Genomic DNA, 21,098 nt, shown 5'->3' with positions numbered 1-21,098 from the left:
CCGCAGCGCATTCGTGAAGCGCCTGTTGCTGTGGTGCCTGGCGCTTGCGGCGTCGGGTCAGGCCTGTGCCGATGCCAGCCTGCTCGAGCATATCGTCGGCGGATTCTCGCGTGACAGCCTCTGGAAGAATGTCCAGCAGCGCTGCCTGACGCCCGCCACCCCCATCCATCCCGACTGCGTGATCGTCGATCGCCAGCGTGGCTTTGTCCTCTACAAGGACATGATCGGCGCGTCGCACTACCTTGTGATTCCCGTGCGGCCCGTCAGCGGCGTCGACGACGCGCGTGTATGGTCCGATCGCGAGCACAACGCCTGGGCGTTCGGCTGGAGCGTGCGCGACACCGTGGCCCGGGCCGTGGGCAATCCGCTGCCCGATACGCTGCTTGGGCTGGCGATCAACGCCAAGGCAGCGCGCAGCCAGGACCAGCTTCATATCCATCTGGATTGCATCAGCGAAAGCGCACGCGACTTCATGGCCAGCGGCGCGATTGACACGCGCTGGCGCGACCTGCAGTTCCGTGGCAAGGCGGTGCGCGCCAGGCTGATACCTTCGGATGACCCGGTGCTGCCGGTGGACCCATTCGATGTTGTCAGGCAGGACATTGGTGCCGATGCCGACATCGCCGACCGAGGCGTCTTCGTGGGCTACGTGCGCCCGCCGCAAGGGCAGCCCGGGCAGGCCGGGTTTGTCGTGGTGGACGAGCCCGTCAGCAAGGCCGGCGGCGCCAACGGCCATGCGAGCGATTTTCTCGACCGTGGCTGCAAGCTGGGCCGCGCGCGGCCGCAGCCCCAGTCCCAGTCCCAGTCCCAGCCCCAGCCCCAGCAGTAGCTGTAGCTGTAGCAGGCGAACCGCTACCACCGCCAACGAAGGCCTGCATTCCCGGCGACTATGCTCCGGTGGGCGCTGTCAACGTTGGTGCCATAGCTGAAATTCAGGAACGCACTGCCGTGGCGATTGATGCCGATCGCCAGTCCCAAACCGAATTCCGCAGCAGTTGCGGAGACGCTAGTCGGTATCACCGTCGTCGCGGCGTAGGTCTGGCTGTCTGTGCCGCCGAAGTAACGCCATAGATTCGCTCGCAGATACGGCTGCCAGACCATCCCGGAACGTTCGAACTTCCCCAGCAGTCGCGCACCGAGGCGGCCGATCACGCTGCCGTCCGAATGGAACGCGACGGTCGAGATACCGTCGTTCAACTCGTTGACGTTGGCGTGCTGCCAGATCAGTTGCGCCTGCGGCTCCACGCTGACCGTCGCCGTCAGTGGAATTGGCAGGCCACCCTCCACCGAGGTGTAGATGGCGGTGCCGTGTGTGGTCGTGCCGATGCCCTGGCTGGACTTGGGATCGATGGTGAGCGTGCTGCCCATGATGACGCTGTCCGTGTACCAGCCGGCGGGGCCGACGTGGGTCCAGTAGGCGCCGAGGCTGTAGGCGTTTGCCGCAAGCTGCCCTGCCGCGAAGCCGGGGAAGCCAAGGGCAAATCCGTCCACGTCGCCGCTCGCCCTTGCAAAGCCGATGAAGACACCGATGTGGTCGCGGTGTCCGCTGTTGCGTGCGTCGGCATAGAGGTCGTGTCCGATCTGCAGACCCCCGATGCTGCCGCCGAATTCCGGGCTTGCCGCGCCGTGGTTGGACAAGCTCGCGTGCCCGCCCCACACACGGCCCCAGGCTGCCCGTACCGGGCCGTTCTCATTCAGGAAGGACTGGTCGCCCTGGCGCTCGTGAAAGGTGCTGAGCTGCGCAAGGCCAAGCTCGCGTATGGTCTCCGGGATGGCGGCGTAGACCGGGACTTCCATCCGGTACAACGGAGTTGGATCGGCACCGGCCGGTGGGGGTGGCGGCAGCGTGCCGGGAGCCGCAAAGGGGATCGGCGCCGAGGCTGGCACATCCGTTGCGGGGGCGGGGGCCGGCAGCGGTGCAAGGCTGGAGCGCAGATACCAGTTGTCAGCCGTACCCGTGGTTACGCCGCCCTTGAACAGGTAATAGGCAAAGGCACCCGCCATAAGCGGCGCGGATAGCGTGAAGGCGCTCGGCGTGGTCGTCGCACCGTTGGTGGCCTGTACCACCATGATCCCGTCCGCAACCGTCGCGCCCCCGGAGCCGCCGACGTTCGTGATGCCGAGCGTCGTGCTGCCGGATGCGGTGCCCTGCGCCAGTACCAGGCGGTCGCTGGGCGCGCCGTCGGCGCCAAGCACGGTTTGCATCAGCAGGCGGCCGTTCTGGCCGACATAGTTCCCGGTGATGACGAGCACGTCGGCTGTGCTCTTCCCGCCGTTGGTAAGGTCGATGACCCCGGCATTGTTGACGGTCACAAGTTGCCCGGGCTGTGCGGGCGCGATCGGGGGATCGCCGAGGCCGCCGGCAAACAGCGTGCTGGTGGCGTCAATGCTGAGTGTGCCGGTGCCGGTGCCGGTGCCGATGCCGTTATTGCCGAGGACGAGTCCTGGTTTGTCGAGCGTGAGCTGGCTGCCATTCGACAGGTTGATCGTCGTCCAGTTGGTGAAGCGGCTGGCAGCACCGGTCACAGTGTTGTCGAAGGTCAGCGTGCCGGTGCCGGTGCCGCTGGCAAGGACAGTCAGGCCGGATAGATTGGCGTCGGTCAGGCGCGTCAGCGTGGCGGTGTTGTGGTTGCCGTTGAGCGTGACCGCGCCAGAGATCGTCCCGCCATCGCGCCAGAGCAGCGTGTCGGACGTCCCAGTCCCGGTGCGGATGCCCGATCCGATGGCGCCGCCTGTCAGCGTGACAGTGTTTGATCCTCCGCCCAGGTCAACGATGCCGGTGGTCGATCCGCCTGACATGCTGAATGAATCGTCCCCCGCATCGGTGAGCACCGCCGCCACGGCACCGCTGATGTTGCCACTGCTATTGATGACGATGCTGGCCGGGCCCTGCGCCCAGATGCCGACGAACGTACTGCTCGCAATGGATCCGGTATTCGTGACCGTCGCCGGGCCGCCAGCGAAAATTCCAACGCCGGAGGCGTTGATGGTTCCCGCATTGTTGAGCGTGCCGCCGCCATTCGCGATGACACCGTCGTTCCGCGTGACAACAATGCTTGCGCGTGGCCCGTTGGTGAACTTCACCGGGCTGCCAAAGAACGCGCCGATATCCTGCATGCCAGTGGCCAGGATCGTCCCGTTGTTAGTGACGGTAACCGGGCCGGCGTTAAGTGCTGTAATGCCTTGTGCGCCGTTGGCAGTCACATTGATGGTGCCGTTGTTGGTGACCGTGGCCGTACCTCCGCCGTTGGTGAAGATCCCGGCTGCGCCGCTGGCATCCATGTGAATGGACCCGTTGTTGATGACCGTGTCATTGGGACTCGCCGCGGCCATCCCGTACGAGCCGGCGCCCGAAACAAATATCTGACCGTTGTTGACGAGCGTGCCGCCTCCCGGGCTTTGGAAATCATGCATCGCGGCCGAGTTCTGTCCCGATGTCCGGATGACGCCCGTCGCGTCGTTGACCATCACCACGGCGGCAGCGCTATTGAACATGCCTTCCGAGAAATTGCCCGTGGTGACGAGCATCCCGCGGTTGATCAGCACGTTGTTTCCATCGCCCGTGCCTTGGGCGGACAACGCATCGAAGAAGTCGCCCGCCACATGCACGGTGCCCAGATTGATCACCGTGCTTCTGTCATAGACAAGGATGCCGTTATTGGTCGTAACGTCCAGTCCGGCATTGGCAAGAATATTGACAGTGACGTTAGTGCTGCCTGGTGCGGCCAGGACCGGCGTGTCGGTGGAATTGGCAGCAGTGGAATCGCAGGTGGTGGTTTGGCCGGTCGTGGGCACCGGATTGTCGCAGGCAGCGCGGGGCGCGCCGTGCCACAGCATTAGCAGCAACAACACAACTGGATTGCGGACCGCCAGCCGCGATTTGATTCGCACGTCTCTCCTTCTGGCGCTCGACATCGGACTCGGATCGGGCAGCGTTCTGCGAGCGTTTTCGGCTACCTCGATTGCAAAGCCATTACCTCGGTCACGATAGGAAAGTTATGGCGTGTTAGCTAGCAGACGCTTTTGCGTGAGCAGTCTTTGACTGTCGACGATCCGCGCCAGCGTTTGTGATTGCAGTGATCGTCAAGCGCACGCGTACGTTCGGAAGATATTCGGCAATGGGCGCTGGTCCAATGGATGAGACCCACGCCACTGGAGCAGATGCATGCTTAGCGAAAATTCGCTTCACGATCGTCGTGGTAGAGTCGGTCACCGTGTCTTATCGCGTAGCCACATGTCGCCATCCCTTGCACATGGACACCATCTGACGATGCAGATTCCGGCAATTGTTCCCGCGAAAACCGCGCTGTTGGTCATGCATTACCAGACCGACATCCTGGCGTTGTTTCCATCGGTCGCGCCCACGTTGCTCTCCAATACGCGCAAGCTGTGCGACGCTGCGCGGGCCGCGGGCGTCAGCGTCTATTTCGCCAAGATCCACTTCAGCCCCGGCTATCCGGAAGTCAGTCCGTTGAATCGAAACGGGCAGGGCATCAAGCAGCTTGGCCTGTTCGTCGAGGACCGGGTCTCGCCGGAACTCGGCCAGCAGGCGAATGAACCGCTGATCATCGCGCATCGTGCCAGCGTGTTCTTTGGTACCGACCTGCAGGTGCGGCTTTCCGCGCAGGGTATCGATACGCTGCTCATGGTGGGCATTGCGTCGACCGGCGTGGTGCTGTCGTCGGTTGCGCATGCGAGCGATGCGGACTTCCGACTGTTCACGATCAAGGATTGCTGCTACGACCCCGATCAGATCGTGCACGATCATCTTTTCTCAACGGCGTTCGATTCACGCACAACCGTGCTGTCGCTCGCCGATGCGTTGCAACTGCTTGCCTAGCATCTGAACCCGACGTTTTGCCTGCCGGAATGTGTGGACGGGAGTGGCCGACGGGTTGGCCGATATTCGCCGCTTAGTTTCCTCAGGTGCATCGTCAGACGTCTTACAAGGAGTGCAAGCCGCGTAGAATATCCCGCGAGCCCCTCCAGTAAGAGCTACAAATTGAATTCGACTTTCCCCAAGGAAAGCACCGCCGCGGAGACCGAGACAACCGCGTCGCGCGGCATCGCCCTGCTGACCTTCGCCTTTATCCTGAGCCAGTTCTACCGGAGCTGCCTGGCGGTTATCGCGCCCGAGCTGCAGCGTGACTTCGATTTGTCGCCGGCAGGATTCGGCGCGCTGTCGTCGTGTTTCTTCCTTGCGTTTGCCGCTGCACAGATCCCCGTTGGCATCGCATTTGACCGCTACGGCGTGGGCCGGCCGACGGCGCTGCTGCTTGGCGTTGGTGCGGTATCGGCGATCGGCTTCGTGCTGGCGCCGAATGGGGGCGTGGCCATGCTGGCGGAGATGGGCCTTGGGCTGGCCTGCGCGCCGGTGTTCATGGGCCTGCTCCACTTTGCGTCGGAACAGCTTACGGAAGGGCGGTACATGCGGGTGGCAAGCCGCTCGAATGCGCTAGGCATGCTCGGCGCGCTGTGTGCAACGGCTCCGCTGGGCTGGGCCTCGCAGCATGTCGGCTGGCGTCCCGCAATGGCGCTGTCGGCAATCTGCATGGTGGCGGCGTGTTATGGCGTCTGGCGCTTTGTTCGCGATGACGGGCATGCGCAGGCGCGGCAGGCGCCGATGGGCGCGATGCTGACAGAGAGCGTCAGGCTGCTTGGGCTGTGGCCGCTCTGGACCCTGATTCCGCTGTGCGTGGCGATGGCCGCTGGCACGACCTTCCGCAACGCATGGAGCGGCCCGTATCTGGCCGACGTGTTTGGCCTGCAGGCTGGCACGCGCGGCATGGCGCTGATGCTGCTGAGCCTGGCGGGTTTCCTTACCGCTTTCGTGCTGCCCGTGCTCGTGCGGCGCAGTTCGCTCAAGGCGGCGGTCGGCGGGTGGGGTTGCCTGTCGATGAGCGGCGGTATCGCACTGGCGATCTGGCCGGATGCCGGTGTGGTGACCGGCGTCAGCCTGATGGCGCTGCTGTCGACGCTTGGCATGCTGCATCCGCTGGTGATGGCGCAGGGGCGCGCGCTGATTCCCGCGCCTGCACGCGGCCGGGGCCTGGGCCTGCTCAATACGTTCGTGTTCCTGGGGTCAGCACTGATGTCGTGGAGTTTCGGCCTGATTGCCAACCAGGGTCATTTGCGGGACTGGCCCGTGGCCTACACGTACGCGGCAATCTTCCTGACCGCAGTGGCGGTGGTGGTGCTTGCGCTGGTGCCGTACTACTTCAGTCCCACGTCGGCGCCCGCGGCCCGACGCTGATCGGCTGATCGGCTGATCGCGTCAGCAACATTACAAATCGCTTTCAATCGCGATTGCGTCCGCAATCCGCGTTTTCCCTGAGCTTTTCCTCAAGTTCCAATACCTGCTGCCGTTAGGTTTTTCAATGTCCGTCCGTGCGTACATTCACGTGCGCGCCCGGACACGAGCGACCGGCCGCCGCTGCGCGCGCACGGTCCGCCACCAACCAGTCAATCAGGCAGAAGAAGACATGAAGAATCTTGGTATTGGTGTACGCCTTGGCATCGGCTTTGGCGTGGTCTTGCTGTTGTCCACGTTCATGACCGCGCTGGGCGTGCCGCGCCTGCAGGACGTCGCGGGCCGTACGCACGCGATGATGCAACAGCCGCTGGCAAAGGAGCGCGTCGTCAGCGACTGGTATCGCCTGATGTACGCCAGCGTGCGCCGGACCACGGCCATTGCGCGCAGCAGTGATCCCACGCTTGGCGCGTTCTTCGCGGCCGAGACGAAATACTCGACCGACGCGATTGCCGCACTGCGCGACAAGATGCAGCCGATGCTGACGTCCGACGCCGAAAAGGCCGCGTTCCAGCGCATCCTGGTCGTGCGCAATCCGTATAACGAGTCGCGCGACAAGATCACCAAGCTCAAGCAGGCCGGGGACACCGACGCCGCCAACAAGGTGCTGGAGACCGAGTTCGTGCCGGCCGGCGAAGCCTATCTCGGCGAAATCCAGAAGCTGCTCGATATCCAGCGCGCGTCGATCGATGCCACGGCCGAGGAGATCAACCGCATCTACGAAAGCGCGCGCAATGGCCTGATTGCGCTCGGTGCCATCGTGCTGGCAATTGGCGTGGCGTTTGCCTGGTGGCTGACGATTGGCATCACGCGCCCGCTGCATCGTGCCGTGGGCTTTGCCCGGACGGTTGCCGCCGGTGACCTGACCAGCCGCATCCACGTGGATAGTCGGGACGAGACCGGACAGCTGCTTGAAGCACTGCGCGAGATGAACGACAACATCCTTGGCATCGTCAAGGAAGTGCGCAACGGCACCGAGGCGATTGCCACGGGTACGAGCCAGATCGCCGCCGGCAACACCGATCTTTCGCAGCGCACCGAAGAGCAGGCATCGTCGCTGCAGGAGACCGCGTCCAGCATGGAAGAACTCACGAGCATCGTGCGCCAGAACGCCGACAGCGCGAAGCAGGCCAGCAGCCTGGCCGTCAACGCTTCCGACGTGGCCACGCAGGGCGGCGAGGTGGTGGGCCAGGTGGTGCACACGATGGACGAGATCAATACCTCGTCACGCAAGGTGGTGGACATCATCTCGGTGATCGAAGGCATTGCGTTCCAGACCAATATCCTGGCGCTGAATGCGGCCGTGGAAGCCGCGCGTGCAGGCGAGCAGGGCCGCGGCTTTGCCGTGGTGGCGGGCGAGGTACGCAGCCTCGCGCAACGCAGCGCAACGGCAGCCAAGGAGATCAAGTCGCTGATCGGTGATTCCGCAGAGCGCGTCGAACGCGGCTCGCAACTGGTGGCCCAGGCTGGCCAGACCATGGAGGAGATCGTCGGTGCCGTGAAGCGCGTGACCGACATCATGGGCGAGATCAGCGCGGCGTCGGGGGAACAAAGCGCCGGCATCGAGCAGGTCAATCACGCGGTGACGCAGATGGACACGGTCACGCAGCAGAACGCCGCGCTCGTGGAACAGGCCGCCGCAGCCGCGGGCTCGCTCGAGGAGCAGGCCCAGCGGCTCAAGGAAGCCGTGGCTACTTTCCGCCTGGCTGCCTAAGCGGCTAAGGCGCGCTACTTCGTCCGGGGCGGCACGATGGTGCCGCCCGATTCCTCTGCCGGCTGGGCGCGCTGCATCTGCGGCATCATGTTGCTGTTCAGGTGGAACATCACCCACAGCGATCCCGTCAGCGTGATCACGACAAGCGTCAGCGTGAACATCAGCGACAGCATGTTCCAGCCGCCCTCGGATTTGGCGTTCATATGCAGGAAGTAGATCATGTGCACCACGATCTGCACCGCGCCGATCAGAAGGATGACGATTGCGGTCGTCGACGACTTGCTGAAGACGTTGCCCATCACAAGCCAGAACGGCACGGCCGTCAGGAACACCGACAGCACGAAGCCCGTCAGATAGCCGCCCAACGTTGCGTGCGGCCCCACTTCCTCTTCATGTCCGTGGCCGTGCCCGTGGTCATCCATCGCGTGGTCTTGCGCGCTCATGGCAGCGCTCCCATCAGGTAGACAAAGGTAAAGACGCCGATCCACACGACGTCAAGAAAGTGCCAGAACATCGACAGGCACATGAGCCTGCGCTTGTTGGCCGTGATCAGTCCATGGCGCGCCACCTGTGTCATCAGCACGATCAGCCAGATAATGCCGCTTGTCACGTGCAGGCCGTGCGTGCCCACCAGCGAGAAGAATGACGTCAGGAACGCGCTGCGCTGCGGGCCGGCGCCTTCATGTACAAGGTGCGCGAACTCGTATAGTTCCACCGTCAGGAACGCCGCGCCGAAGACGCCCGTGATGGCGAGCCAGATCTGCGTGCCGGAGACGCGGTTCTGCTGCATCTGAAGCATCGCGAAGCCATACGTGATCGACGAGATCAGCAGGAACGACGTGTTCAGCGCTACCAGCGGCAGTTCGAAGATCTCGGCCCCGCTCGGGCCCCCCGCGTATTCCCGGCCCAGCACGCCGTAGGCGGCAAACAGGCACGCGAATATCAAGCAGTCGCTCATCAGGTAGAGCCAGAATCCGAGCAGCGTCCCGTTCTGCGGATGCACCTCCTCGGTCACGTAGAACTGGTAGCCGCCCGGAGGTATTTCGTCCGCCGAGGCGGTTCCGGTGGCGTGGAGGGGAAGTGTCGTCTCAACCATGGCCGGCCATCAGGTTGGTGCGCGCAGCTTCGGTCCGGACCACCTGCTCGGCCGGAAGGTAGTAGTCGCGCTTGTAGTTGAAGGTATGGATGATCGCCGAGATGATGGTGGCCGCGAACGCCGCGATGGCCAGCCACCAGATATGCCAGATCAGCGCGAAGCCGCATGTGGTGGCGAGCCCTGCCAGCACGATGCCAGCCGCGGTGTTCTTCGGCATGTGGATCGGTATGAAGCCCTGCTCCGGCCGCTGGTAGCCGTTCTGCTTCATGTGCCACCAGGCGTCCGTGTCATGCACCACCGGCGTGAACGCGAAGTTGTACTGCGGCGGCGGCGAGGACGTGGACCACTCCAGCGTGCGGGCATTCCATGGGTCGCCGGTCACGTCGCGCAGCTCCTCGCGCCGCATGAAGCTGACCACGAGCTGGATCAGGAAGCAGGCAATGCCGATGGCGATCAGCAGCGCGCCAAACGCGGCAAGCTGGAACCAGATCTGCAGCGATGCGTCGTCGAAATGGTTCATGCGGCGGGTCACGCCGAGCAGGCCAAGCCAGTACAGCGGCATGAACGCGAAGTAGAAGCCGACGAACCAGAACCAGAACGAAGCCTTGCCCCACGACGACACCAGGCGGAAGCCGAACGCCTTGGGGAACCAGTAGCTGATGCCGGCCATCAGCCCGAACAGCACGCCGCCGATGATCACGTTGTGGAAGTGGGCGATCAGGAACAGGCTGTTGTGCAGCGAGAAATCCGCGGGCGGTACGGCCAGCAGCACACCGGTCATGCCGCCGATCACGAACGTGATCATGAAGCCGAGCGTCCACAGCATCGGCGGCTCGAAACGGATCTTGCCGTGGTACATCGTGAACAGCCAGTTGAAGATCTTGGCGCCGGTCGGGATCGAGATGATCATCGTCGTGATCCCGAAGAACGAGTTGACGCTTGCGCCCGAGCCCATCGTGAAGAAGTGGTGCAGCCAGACCAGATAGGACAGCACCGTGATGACGACCGTTGCATACACCATCGACGCATAGCCGAACAGCCGCTTGCGGCAGAACGTGGCCACCACCTCCGAGAACACGCCGAACACCGGCAGCACAAGGATGTAGACCTCGGGGTGGCCCCAGATCCAGATCAGGTTCACGTACATCATCGCGCTGCCGCCCTGGTCGGCCGTGAAGAAGTTCGTGCCCACGTAGCGGTCGAGCGCCAGCAGCGCCAGTGCGGCGGTCAGCACCGGGAACGCGGCGATGATCAGCACGTTGGTGCACAGCGATGTCCACGTGAAGATCGGCATGCGCATCAGCGTCATGCCCGGCGCGCGCATCTTGACGATGGTCACCAGCAGGTTGATCCCTGACAGCACTGTCCCCACGCCCGCTATCTGCAGCGCCCATATGTAGTAATCGACGCCAACGTCTGGGCTGTGGATGATGCCGGAAAGCGGCGGGTAGGCCAGCCAGCCGGTCCGCGCGAATTCTCCAACGAACAGCGACATCATGACCAGGATGGCACCGCCCGTGGTCATCCAGAAGCTGAAGTTGTTGAGGAAAGGGAAGGCCACGTCGCGTGCGCCGATCTGCAGTGGCATGACAAAGTTCATCAGCCCCGTGACCAGCGGCATGGCCACGAAGAAGATCATGATCACGCCGTGCGCGGTGAAGATCTGGTCGTAGTGATGGGGTGGCAGGAATCCGGCGTTGTCGCCAAACGCGATGGCCTGCTGCATGCGCATCATGACCGCGTCGGCAAAGCCGCGCAGCAGCATCACGATGCCCAGCACGACGTACATGATGCCGATCCGCTTGTGGTCGATGCTGGTGAACCACTCGCGCCAGAGGTAGCCCCACGCGCGGAAGTAGGTCAGCAGCACCACCAGCGCCAGCCCGCCCACCAGCACGGCGGCGAATGTCCCCAGCAGTATTGGCTCATGGTATGGAATGGCCTCCCACGACAGTCGGCCGAAAATCAGGTTGGCGAGTTCGGAGCGCTCGGGCATGTTTGTCACCTGGGCCTGTGTTGACCAAAATTGGCCGATGAAGATTGGCGAAAGCCGGAAAGGGCCGTCAAGCCCCGCTCACCGCAACAGCCGCCTGCCGTCGTTCATCGCGGAATCCGACGCAAATGCCGGCGCGTCGAGAGGCGTGTTGCTCGCAGTGCAGACCTCGCCGGACGGATCGAACTTGCCGCGGCTGCGGTCCAGCGCCATGGTGTCGGCCATGCACGCGCCGCCTTCCACGCAACGGTTCAGGATCAGGTCGTAGAGCTGGGGCGCCACGCTGGCGTAGCGTTGTACCGGCTCGCTTTCGCTGGGCTGGGCCAGCTTCAGGTAGACGTCCTTCGAAAGCGTGCTGCCCGATGACCTGGCTTGCTTGACCCATTGATCGAAATCCTCGTCAGACATGCCGTGGAACTTGAAGCGCATATGCGAGAAGCCCGCGCCGCTGTAGTTGGACGAAAATCCATCATAGACGCCGGGCTTGTTGATGACGGCGTGGAGCTTGGTTTCCATGCCAGGCATCGCGTAGACCATGCCGGCCAGCGATGGCACGAAGAACGCGTTCATGACCGACGTGGAGGTGATCCGGAACGCGATCGGGCGATCGACCGGGGCCGCGAGTTCGTTGACCGTGGCAATGCCTTGCTCGGGATACAGGAACAGCCACTTCCAGTCCATCGCCACCACTTCCACCGTGAGCGGCTTCACTTCGGCCGAAACAGCCCGGCGTTCGTCAAGCCGCACCAGCGGCCGGTACGGATCGAGCTGGTGGGTGCTGACCCAGGTCACCGCGCCAAGCGCGATGATGATCATCAGCGGCGCGGCCCAGATCGCCAGTTCCAGTACCGTCGAATGATCCCACTCGGGGTTGTAGGTAGCGTTGGGAGCGCTTTCCCGGTAGCGCCACGCGAACAGCAGCGTGAGGAAGATCACCGGGACGATGATCAGCAGCATCAGACATGTGGCGATGATGATCAGGTCGCGCTGGCGCACGGCCATGTCGCCGGATGGCGAAAGCAGCACTGCATTGCAGCCGGCCAGACTCGCTAGCAACGCGAGCGCTGCGCAACGCAAAAGCAACCTTCCTGTCACACCTAGTGGTGGCACTGCTGCATCGGAGCGTGGCATGGTCTCGGAAGTGGCGTCTGATTAACGTCGGGTTGAGGTGACCCCAACGATCTTTCGATTTCCTGTTGCAGTTTAGGCGCTATTCTTGTGAGTGCAGGGACTTTAAGTGCAGTACGACATCCCTCCCTTGCTCAAAGGAGACTCCACGATGGCCAGTCTTTCCCACCAGCATCGCACGTCGCCCACTGCACCTCCGGCTCCAGGCCATCATGAGGTGGCGCCAGCCGAGATTGCCACCGGTGTGGTGATCGGACGCGCGTCGGAGTACTTTGACTTTTTCACGTACGGCATCGCCTCGGTGCTCGTATTCCCGGCTGTCTACTTTCCGTTTGCAAGCGAGCTGGCCGGCCTGCTCTACAGCTTTGCGATTTTTTCGTTCGCGTTCGTCGGGAGGCCGTTCGGCACGACGCTGTTCATGCGCATCCAGCGGCGATGGGGGCGCGGCATCAAGCTGACGGCGTCGCTGTTCCTGCTCGGCACCGCCACGGTGGGGATCGCCTTCCTGCCGTCGTATGCGTCGATCGGCAGCACGTCCATCTACCTGCTGGCGTTGTTCCGTTTCCTGCAGGGCATTGCATTCGGCGGTTCGTGGGATGGATTGCCTTCGCTGCTGGCGCTAAATGCGCCGGAGAACAAGCGCGGCTGGTACGCAATGGTCGGGCAGCTTGGCGCGCCAACGGGCTTTATCGTGGCGGGCGCGTTGTTCCTGTTCCTGCGTGCAAGCCTGACGCCGGAAGAGTTCATCGAGTGGGGCTGGCGCTATCCGTTCTACGTCGCATTCGCCATCAACGTGGTGGCGCTGTTCGCGCGGCTGCGCCTGGTGGTGACGCACGAGTACACGCGGCTGCTTGAGGAAGACGAACTCGAACCGATCAGCACGCTGCAGATGGTGAACGCGCAGGGCTTCAACATCTTCCTCGGTGCATTCACGGCGCTTGCCAGCTATGCGCTGTTCCACCTGGTCACGGTGTTCCCGCTGTCCTGGGTTAGCCTGCACAAGACACAGGACATTACCGACGTGCTGGCGATCCAGATCGTGGGTGCGGTCATCGCATTCATCGGCACGCTGATCTCGGGATCGATTGCGGACCGCATCGGCCGCCGCACCACACTGGCGGTGATGGCCGTGCTGATCGGCATATTCAGCCTGTTCAGCCCGTGGCTGCTCGATGGCGGCGCCACGGGGCAGGACCTGTTCATCCTGATAGGGTTCGGCCTGCTCGGTTTGTCATACGGGCAGTCGGCAGGCGTCGTGACGTCGAATTTCGAGCGCCGCTACCGCTACACGGGTGCCGCACTGACCACGGACTTCGCGTGGCTGTTCGGCGCGGCCTTTGCACCATTGGTGGCGCTGGGGCTTTCTTCGCTGTTCGGTCTCGGCGCGGTCAGCGTGTACCTGTTGTCTGGCGTGGTGGGCACGCTGGTGGCGTTGCGCATCAACCGCGCGCTTGGTACCCCTGACGAGTGATGGCGGGCAGTGGGAGACAGGCGTGGCCGTTTGAAGGTGTGCATGGGCACGTGCCCAGCGCGGCCTTGGGTGGTGGCGGCAGGGGCAGGCCCGTGGCGGGGTCCAGATTTTTGGCCTTGGCCAGCTTTTGCATCAACGCTTCCGAGGGCTGCTCGGGAATCTGCTCCTGTTCCTTCTGCCATTGGAACGTGCCGTCCCAGGGGGGGAGTTCGGCAGGCGGCAGCGGGACGATCTGGTCGATGTCGGGGAGCTTGGGGTTGTAAGACTCGTTTTTGACGAGAAACCGCCAGATCTGCTCGTAGCGTTTTGCGCGCTCAGGATCGTTAGGAAGAGCGAGGTAGTTGAGTTCGTCGGAGGGGGGAGGCGCTTTGAATGCATGCTTCAAGTAGTACGCCGACGTACTGTGGCCCGCAGCCGTCCCTAACTGAAAAGCCTGTGCCGCTTCTTGATAACGCTTGTCATTTTGAAGGTCCACGCCAAGCGCATTGGCCGCTTTTCCATGCCCTTGCTCTGCCGCACAGCGCCGCATCTGGCGTGCAATGTCCGGTGCAATGGAAGCCGGCGCCAGCATCTCGCCAATGTAATACTGCGCATCGGGGTTTCCCATGTCCGCCGCCTTACGGATGTAGCGCAGTGCCATGTCCTCGTTCTGCTTGAAGCCGTAACCGAGTTTCAGATAATGGCCGACGTCGTAGTACCCCATTGGCACGTTCTGCTCCACCAGTTGCGTGGCCCAGTCGATCGACTCACGCATCGCATAGGGCGATTTAGCCTTTCCCCACGACACCAGCAGCTGCGCGTTGTGGTTAGCTTTGTAGTGGCCATGCGCGGCGGCAATGCGGTAGTACCGCACGATCTCGTCAAAGTCTTTCGGCCCCTTGCGTTTCTGCAGATGGCGGCCGTACGTGAATAACTGATCGGCCTCCGGATCGAGCGGCGGCAGGTGGTCGGCCTCGTGGATGCAGGTGAACGCGAGGTTGGCGTGCACCTCGGCAAGGTCAGGCAGCTTGGACAAGGGATTCTCCTTGGAGCAGCCGGTCAAGGAAAATCCGACCAGAAGGCATAGCGCAACACCTCTACGCACGCTACGCATTGTCATACCCCACCAGTTGCCACTGCACGGGATTACTCACCCAATCTGGACCCAGGCAGCGGTCAAGCAGCGCGAACAGGCGCGGCTGCGCGAAGATATACACGGGCATCGTGTTGCCCTTGCTGAAATGGAAGGTGGCGTCGATGTATGGGGCGCCACTCCCCCCTAACGCCCGCCAGAGGCCAGACTCCGGACAACGCTCGCCGGTATTCACGCATGTGCCCAGCGCGGACCTGGGCGGTGGCGGCAGTGGCAGACCCGTGGCGGGGTCAAGGCCCTTGTCCCGGCTCAATCGGCGGATCAGTTCGTCGGACGGCTTCTCTGGCGGCACAGCCTCTGCCTGTTCCTTCTCCCATTGGAACGTGCCGTCCCAGGGTGGGAGTTCCGCGGGAGGCAGCGGGACAATCTGGTCAATGTCGGGGATCTTTGGTTTGTATGGCTCGTTGCGGTGCAAGAAGTCTCGAATCAACTTATAACGGCGTACGCGCTCTGGGTCGTGAGGCAGGGCGAGGAATCTGAGTTCTTCTGTTGGCGGAGGCGCGTCGAAAGCCTTCTCCAGCTTCAGCGCGCCCAAACTGTCTCCAGCTGCTACGCCCAACTGGAATGCCTCAGCCGCTTGCCGATACAGTTTGTCGCTCTTGAGAGCGTAGCCAAGGTCGACGGCTGCTTCACCATGCCCTTGCTCCGCCGCACATCGTCGCATCTGGCGTGCAATGTCTGGCGCAATGGAAGCCGGTGCTAGCAGTTTGCTAACGTAATACTGTGCCTCAGGGTTACCCATATCCGCCGCCTTACGGATATAGCGAAGCGCCATGTCCTCGTTTTGCTTGAAGCCGTAACCGAGCTTCAGGTAGTGGCCAACGTCGTAGTAGCCCATCGGCACGTCTTGCTCGACCAGTTGCGTGGCCCAGTCAATTGACTCACGCGTTGCATAGGGCGATTTGGCTTTGCCCCGAGACACCAGTAGTTGCGCGTTGTGGTTGGCTTTGTAATGGCCATGCGCGGCGGCAATTCGGTAATGCCGAACGATCTCGTCAAAGTCCTTTGGCCCGTTGCGTTTCTGTAGGTAACGCGCGTATTGGAACAGTTGATCGGCCTCCGGATCGAGCGGTGGCAGGTGGTCGGCCTCGTGGATGCAGGAGAATGCGAGGTCGGCGCGCACCTCGGCAAAGTCTGGCAACTTGGGCAACGGATTCTCCTTGGAACAGCCGGTCAAGGAAAATCCGACCAGAAGGCATAGCGCAACACCTCTACGCACGCTACGCATCGCCATACCCCACCAGCCGCCACTGCACGTCGAAAGTCACCCAATCCGGGCCCAGCCAGCGGTCAAGCAGCGAGAACAGGCGCGGCCGCGCGAAGATATACACGGGCATCGTCTTGCCCTTGCTGAAATAGAAGGTGGCGTCATGGTATGGGGCGCCACTTTCCCCTAACGCCCGCCAGAGGCCCGACTCCGGACAACGCTCGCCGGTGTTCACGCATGTGCCCAGTGCCGCCTTGGGCGGTGGCGGCAGGGGCAGACCCGTGGCGGGGTCGAGGTTCCTGGCCTTCGCCAGCTTTTGCATCAACGCTTCCGAGGGTTGCTCGGGAACCTGTTCCTGTTCCTTCAGCCACTGGAACGTGCCGTCCCAGGGTGGGAGTTCGGCCGGCGGTAGTGGCACGATCTGGTCGATGTCGGGGACCTTGGGGTTGCGTGGTTCGTGTTTGTCGAGAAATTTTCCTATCAGGTCATATCGACGCACGCGTTCGGGGTCATGAGACAGGGCAAGGTAGTTGAGATCGTCGGATGGTGGTGCGTTGAACGCATGCTCCAAGTACGAAGCTGACATGCTGTAGCCCGCAGCCGTCCCTAACTGAAACGCCTCCGTTGCTTCCTTATAGCGTTTGTCATACTTGAGGTCCACGCCAATGTTAACTGCGGCTTCCCCATGGCCTTGCTGTGCAGCGCATCTCCACATTTGACGGGCAATGTCGCGTGTCATACTGGACGACGCCAACAACTCCGCAACATGGTACTGGGCGTCGGGGTTACCCAGATCCGCCGCCTTGCGGATGTAGCGCAGTGCCATGTCCTCGTTCTGCTTGAAGCCGTAACCGAGTTTCAGGTAATGGCCAACGTCGTAGTAGCCCATCGGCACGTCCTGTTCGACCAGCTGCGTGGCCCAGTCGATCGACTCACGCATCGCATAGGGCGATTTGGCCTTTCCCCGCGACACTAGCAGCTGCGCGTTGTGGTTAGCTTTGTAGTGGCCATGCGCGGCGGCAATGCGGTAGTACCGCACGATTTCATCAAAGTCTTTCGACCCCTTGCGTTTCTGCAGGTAGCGGCCGTATTGGAACAGTTGATCGGCCTCCGGATCGAGCGGCGGCAGGTGGTCGGTTTCGTGAATGCAGGTGAATGCGAGGTCGGCGCGTACGGTGGCCGGGTCTGGCAACTTGGGCAACGGATTCTCCTTGGAACAGCCGGTCAAGGAAAATCCGGCCAGAAGGCCTATCGCAACAACTCTACGCACGCTACGCATCGCCATACCCCACCAGCCGCCACTGCACGTCGAAAGTCACCCAATCCGGGCCCAGCCAGCGGTCAAGCAGCGCGAACAGGCGCGGCCGCGCGAAGATATACACGGGCATCGTCTTGCCCTTGCTGAAATGGAAGGTGGCGTCATGGTATGGGGCGCCACTTTCCCCTAACGCCCGCCAGAAGCCAGACTCCGGACAAATATCGCCGGTGTTCACGCATGTGCCCAGTGCAGCCTTTGGCGGTGGAGGCAGGCCCAGGCCGGTGGCGGGGTCCAGATTTTTGGCCTTGGCCAGTTTCTCCATCAACGCTTGCGAGGGCTGCTCGGGAATCTGCTCCTGTTCCTTCTGCCATTGGAACGTGCCGTCCCAGGGAGGGAGATCGGCCGGCGGCAGCGGAACGATCTGCTCGATGTCGGGGAGCTTGGGGTTGCGTGAGGTATTGCGATGCAGGAAATCTCGAATCAACTTGTAACGGCGTACGCGTTCGGGGTCGTGAGGCAGGGCGAGGTAGTCACCTTGATTGGAAGGCGGTGGTGCGTTGAACGCATGTTCCAGGTAGGACGCCGACGTACTGTGGCCTGCAGCCGTCCCTAGCTGAAATGCCTCCGCCGCTTCCTGATACCGTTTGTCATACTTCAGATCCACGCCAAGCTCAATGGCAGCCTTCCCGTGGCCTTGCTGTGCGGCGCACTTCCACATTTGGCGAGCGACCTCCGGTGCCATATCAGATGGCGCCAACAGCTCAGCGACATGGTACTGGGCGTCGGGGTTACCAAGATCCGCCGCTTTTCGGATATAGCGCAGTGCCATCTCCTCATCTTGCTTAAAGCCGTAGCCCAGTTGCAGGTAATGACCAACGTCGTAGTATCCAATCGGCACCTCTTGCTCGACCAGTTGCGTGGCCCAGTCCACCGACTCACGCATCGCATATGGCGATTGCGCCTTGCCTCGCGACACCAGCAGTTGTGCATTGTGGTTGGCCTTGTAATGCCCATGCGCAGCCGCGATGCGGTAGTACCGAACGATCTGGTCGAAGTCCTTCGGCCCCCGCCGTTTCTGCAGATAGCGGCCATATTGGAATAGCTGATCGGCCTCCGGATCGAGCGGCGGCAGGCGGTCGGCTTCGTGAATGCAGGTGAATGCGAGGTCGGCGCGTACGGTGGCCGGGTCTGGCAGATTGGACAAACGGTTCTCCTCGGAACAGGCAGTCAGGCTAAGTACGGCCAATAGGGCAGCGAGTTGGGCCTTCATCACTCAATCCCAATAACTGCGTGTGGTGCCGGTGTAGTTGAATTCGACGAGCGACGCGTAGGGTTCATGCGTGGTAGTTCTGCCACGCTGCCGCTTCTTGTTCTCTGTGATGATCCGGTCCCAATCGTCAAAGGCGTCAGCCGCATCCAGCCGCCCACTCTTTGACTTTTGCCCTACGCCCAGTCCCTTGGTATGAATTCCCCATAGCCGTTCCCGCAGCGGCTGCGTCACGTCCATGTGCTCGTGGCAGATGTTCAGTTCGCTGTCCACCATCATGCTGCGCGTGTTGATGTTGGCCGACCCCAGCGTCATGAACACATCGTCCACGATCATCAGCTTGGAATGGATGTACACGAACTCCCACGGCTTGCCCGCTGGCGAATTGGGCGCCACGAGCGAACACACGTGTACCTTCAGCCCTTCGATGGGTTCCTCGAGGACAGGCGCATTCTCCGACTCCCGGATTTGCCGCTTGAGGTCTTCCAGCGCCGCGCGCTTGGCTTCTGCGGGGGCGCCTGGCCCGACTTTCTCGTTGCGCACCGCTTCGTATTGCCGCTTCAGCCCTTCGGTACGCTCCAGCCGTGCGATACCGCTGATGGTGTCCGCCCGCCCCAGCGCTTGCAGCATGCGGAAGGTGTGGAACGTACCCGGGCCAATGCCGCCTTCACTGGCGTTGGTGACCACAAACAGGTACAGCGGATCGTCGCGCTTGCACTCCTTGTATTTGCCGATCAGTTCCTTGAGCTTTTCCACCAGCGGCGGGAACCGGAAATACTGATTCTCGATGTAGATGAAGTTGGTGGTGTTATTGACGGCCTGGAAGTACATCCTCTCGATATCACGCACGCGGCCTTTGCCAGTTTGTGGCTCAGCGTGCTGTGGCTTCGCGTGCTGTGCCTCGGTGTGTTGTGGCTGGGTGCGCAGGATCTGAGCCATAACTGGCGTGTCGAAGTCGCGGCGGGCAGACGACTTCATGGTGGCCGCATCGGCTTCCTTGCGCGCCTGCGCAAGCTTCTGGCCCGTGGCGTCGTCCCAGGCCTGGCAGAAGTTCGTGTTCAGATTGCGCAGGATCGGCCCGGTGACGCGGCTGGAGATATCCTGCCGAGGGTGCTCGCCGTTGCGCCCCATCTGCGGATGCGAGGAGTAGCAACTGTGGTCATCGGTGTCCCAGTATTCGTCAAGTGTGTTGTGGCCCATGACGAATCCCACTGCGCGCTCGATGTCCTCATAGTCCACCAGCACCATCTTCTGGTGGTGAGAAGGCTCAAGGCTCATGGCGAACGCATTCACCCCCTTTTCGGCGTCGGTGCGATCCGCATAGGCGCCCTTCACCCAGGAACGCCATGCAATCTCGGCGCGATCCCTCAGGTCGAAGTCTCGCGTGGCAAACTCGATATTGGTCAGGGCTTTATCCTTTTGCACCCACTTCCCGATGGCACTGCCGGCAAGCTCGGCGGCCACCGCCGCGGGCATGACAACAGACTTCACGATCCGTGCGTCAGTCAGCAGTTTCGTGACGTTATTGAGATTGGCGCGCCGGTACCATTCCCGGTCGAACTTGCGCTGTAACGAGCTGCGCGTATCGCCACGGTATGACGCCACGTTGTTGCCGGGCGTCATGTTCTCCACGAACTGGGCGGCGTTCAGGCTGTCCGTCCAGACCAGCAGCCGGATCTTGACCCCCTCCTTGCCTTTCTTTTCAAGCAGTTCACCGATGGGCAACGTGTTCTTCCCATCGGCGCCGCGTTTGAAGTACATCGACGGCTGGAAGCCCCAGCAGATGATGTCTACGGTACGCTTGGCGGCGGCAATCGCGTCGTAGACCGCTTCGAAAGCCCTGGCGCCGTTTACCAATGGCTTGAAAGTTGCCTGCTCTGGATCGTACTCGGCACACTGCACGATCCATGGCAGGGCAAGCGTCGCACGGCGGCATTCGTTCGTAGCAAGCGGGGCGGTGATCTCCGGGTTTCGGCTCATTCTTTCTCCTGGTTGGGAATAAGCAATTGCTGGAAATTCTGTCGATGCCAAGCCCGGTCAACTTCTCTGCCTTGCGCCCCTTTTTCGTAGAAATGGAAACCCTTGTTGGCCAGTTGCCCATTGCCGGGCTCTCCCCGGAACGCTTCGGTCAACGGGATGTTGAAGCTCACGCCGTTGGCATACTCGATTCGATAGTCCTGCGCGCCCCGCCGATGATCGACAGGAATCTGGCCGCTTTCATCCATGACACCTTCCTTGACCGTGACACCATCGACTAGGAGCCGGTACGGCATGCCGACAGGAATCGCCGAGCGCGAAGCGGGCGATGCCACGGTATCCAGGAACAACGGCAACGCCGGTAACTTGTTGCGCAGCGGCTCGGGGTCCAGCAGCGATGCCGGCCCCTGCCTGCCGAACGCCGCCGCCTTGCTGTTCCGATCCCCGCGCGTGCCGTCCTCGATCCCGGTCGATGTCATGCGCAGATAGGACCCGCCGCACTTGAGCAGCAACTCCTTTTGGGCCTCGATCACCACGCGCCCGTT

Annotated in this window: 16 protein-coding genes; 5 read left to right on the top strand and 11 right to left on the bottom strand. The window is 62.3% G+C overall.

Annotated elements, in window-relative coordinates:
* Positions 1–13 precede the first annotated feature (13 nt).
* Positions 14–829, top strand: coding sequence for a CDP-diacylglycerol diphosphatase (locus B552_RS0101030; RefSeq protein WP_019447130.1), 816 nt, complete (start codon positions 14–16; stop codon positions 827–829).
* A 23-nt stretch (positions 830–852) separates the two neighbouring features.
* Here the strand turns inward: B552_RS0101030 and B552_RS26995 are convergent, their stop codons facing one another.
* Positions 853–3,915, bottom strand: a complete 3,063-nt coding sequence (locus B552_RS26995) for an autotransporter outer membrane beta-barrel domain-containing protein (RefSeq protein ID WP_083860201.1) — start codon at positions 3,913–3,915, stop codon at positions 853–855.
* Between the two features lie 319 nt (positions 3,916–4,234).
* On the opposite strand from B552_RS26995, the gene B552_RS0101020 reads away from it, so the two are divergent.
* The 3 genes from B552_RS0101020 to B552_RS0101010 all read left to right on the top strand — a co-directional run bounded on the left by B552_RS0101020 (position 4,235) and on the right by B552_RS0101010 (position 8,024).
* Positions 4,235–4,840: an isochorismatase family cysteine hydrolase gene (locus B552_RS0101020; RefSeq protein ID WP_019447128.1), complete on the top strand. Its 606-nt coding sequence runs from the start codon at positions 4,235–4,237 to the stop codon at positions 4,838–4,840.
* A 162-nt stretch (positions 4,841–5,002) separates the two neighbouring features.
* On the top strand, positions 5,003–6,253 hold the full coding sequence (locus B552_RS0101015; protein ID WP_019447127.1) for an MFS transporter: 1,251 nt from the start codon (positions 5,003–5,005) through the stop codon (positions 6,251–6,253).
* Positions 6,254–6,482: 229 nt separating this feature from the next.
* On the top strand, positions 6,483–8,024 hold the full coding sequence (locus B552_RS0101010; protein ID WP_019447126.1) for a methyl-accepting chemotaxis protein: 1,542 nt from the start codon (positions 6,483–6,485) through the stop codon (positions 8,022–8,024).
* Positions 8,025–8,038: 14 nt separating this feature from the next.
* On the opposite strand, the gene cyoD is transcribed toward B552_RS0101010, so the two are convergent.
* The 4 genes from cyoD to cyoA form a co-directional block, all read right to left on the bottom strand.
* Positions 8,039–8,467, bottom strand: coding sequence for a cytochrome o ubiquinol oxidase subunit IV (gene cyoD / locus B552_RS0101005; protein WP_019447125.1), 429 nt, complete (start codon positions 8,465–8,467; stop codon positions 8,039–8,041).
* Positions 8,464–9,120 carry a cytochrome o ubiquinol oxidase subunit III gene (cyoC, locus tag B552_RS0101000; RefSeq protein ID WP_019447124.1) on the bottom strand — a complete coding sequence of 219 codons (657 nt, stop codon included), beginning with the start codon at positions 9,118–9,120 and terminating at the stop codon, positions 8,464–8,466. Before cyoC ends, cyoD begins: the two co-directional genes overlap by 4 nt.
* Entirely contained in the window at positions 9,113–11,116 is a 2,004-nt protein-coding gene (cyoB, locus tag B552_RS0100995; protein ID WP_019447123.1) for a cytochrome o ubiquinol oxidase subunit I, read from the bottom strand. Before cyoB ends, cyoC begins: the two co-directional genes overlap by 8 nt.
* Positions 11,117–11,194: 78 nt before the next feature.
* The gene (gene cyoA / locus B552_RS0100990) at positions 11,195–12,244 is read right to left on the bottom strand and encodes a ubiquinol oxidase subunit II (RefSeq protein ID WP_026035168.1); all 1,050 of its coding nucleotides are present in this window, start codon (positions 12,242–12,244) and stop codon (positions 11,195–11,197) included.
* Between the two features lie 148 nt (positions 12,245–12,392).
* On the opposite strand from cyoA, the gene B552_RS0100985 reads away from it, so the two are divergent.
* The gene (locus B552_RS0100985; protein WP_019447121.1) at positions 12,393–13,712 is read left to right on the top strand and encodes an MFS transporter; all 1,320 of its coding nucleotides are present in this window, start codon (positions 12,393–12,395) and stop codon (positions 13,710–13,712) included.
* On the opposite strand, the gene B552_RS26990 is transcribed toward B552_RS0100985, so the two are convergent.
* The 6 genes from B552_RS26990 to B552_RS26985 all read right to left on the bottom strand — a co-directional run.
* Positions 13,681–14,727: a sel1 repeat family protein gene (locus B552_RS26990; protein WP_019447120.1), complete on the bottom strand. Its 1,047-nt coding sequence runs from the start codon at positions 14,725–14,727 to the stop codon at positions 13,681–13,683. The genes B552_RS0100985 and B552_RS26990 overlap by 32 nt on opposite strands.
* 70 nt (positions 14,728–14,797) lie before the next feature.
* Positions 14,798–15,994: a sel1 repeat family protein gene (locus B552_RS0100975; protein WP_019447119.1), complete on the bottom strand. Its 1,197-nt coding sequence runs from the start codon at positions 15,992–15,994 to the stop codon at positions 14,798–14,800.
* Between the two features lie 70 nt (positions 15,995–16,064).
* Complete coding sequence (locus B552_RS0100970; RefSeq protein ID WP_019447118.1) at positions 16,065–17,252, bottom strand: sel1 repeat family protein; 1,188 nt, start codon at positions 17,250–17,252, stop codon at positions 16,065–16,067.
* Positions 17,253–17,322: 70 nt separating this feature from the next.
* On the bottom strand, positions 17,323–18,513 hold the full coding sequence (locus B552_RS0100965; protein ID WP_019447117.1) for a sel1 repeat family protein: 1,191 nt from the start codon (positions 18,511–18,513) through the stop codon (positions 17,323–17,325).
* Between the two features lie 69 nt (positions 18,514–18,582).
* The gene (locus B552_RS0100960; RefSeq protein WP_019447116.1) at positions 18,583–20,556 is read right to left on the bottom strand and encodes a phospholipase D-like domain-containing protein; all 1,974 of its coding nucleotides are present in this window, start codon (positions 20,554–20,556) and stop codon (positions 18,583–18,585) included.
* A partial coding sequence (locus B552_RS26985; RefSeq protein ID WP_019447115.1) for a DUF2345 domain-containing protein occupies positions 20,553–21,098 on the bottom strand: 546 nt, incomplete at its 5' end. The genes B552_RS26985 and B552_RS0100960, both read right to left, overlap by 4 nt.

The sequence above is a fragment of the Cupriavidus sp. BIS7 genome (assembly GCF_000292345.1).
Classification (GTDB): Bacteria; Pseudomonadota; Gammaproteobacteria; order Burkholderiales; family Burkholderiaceae; genus Cupriavidus.
The sequence above is the reverse complement of the archived record's forward strand: the minus strand, read 5'-3'. Positions and strand labels throughout refer to the sequence as shown.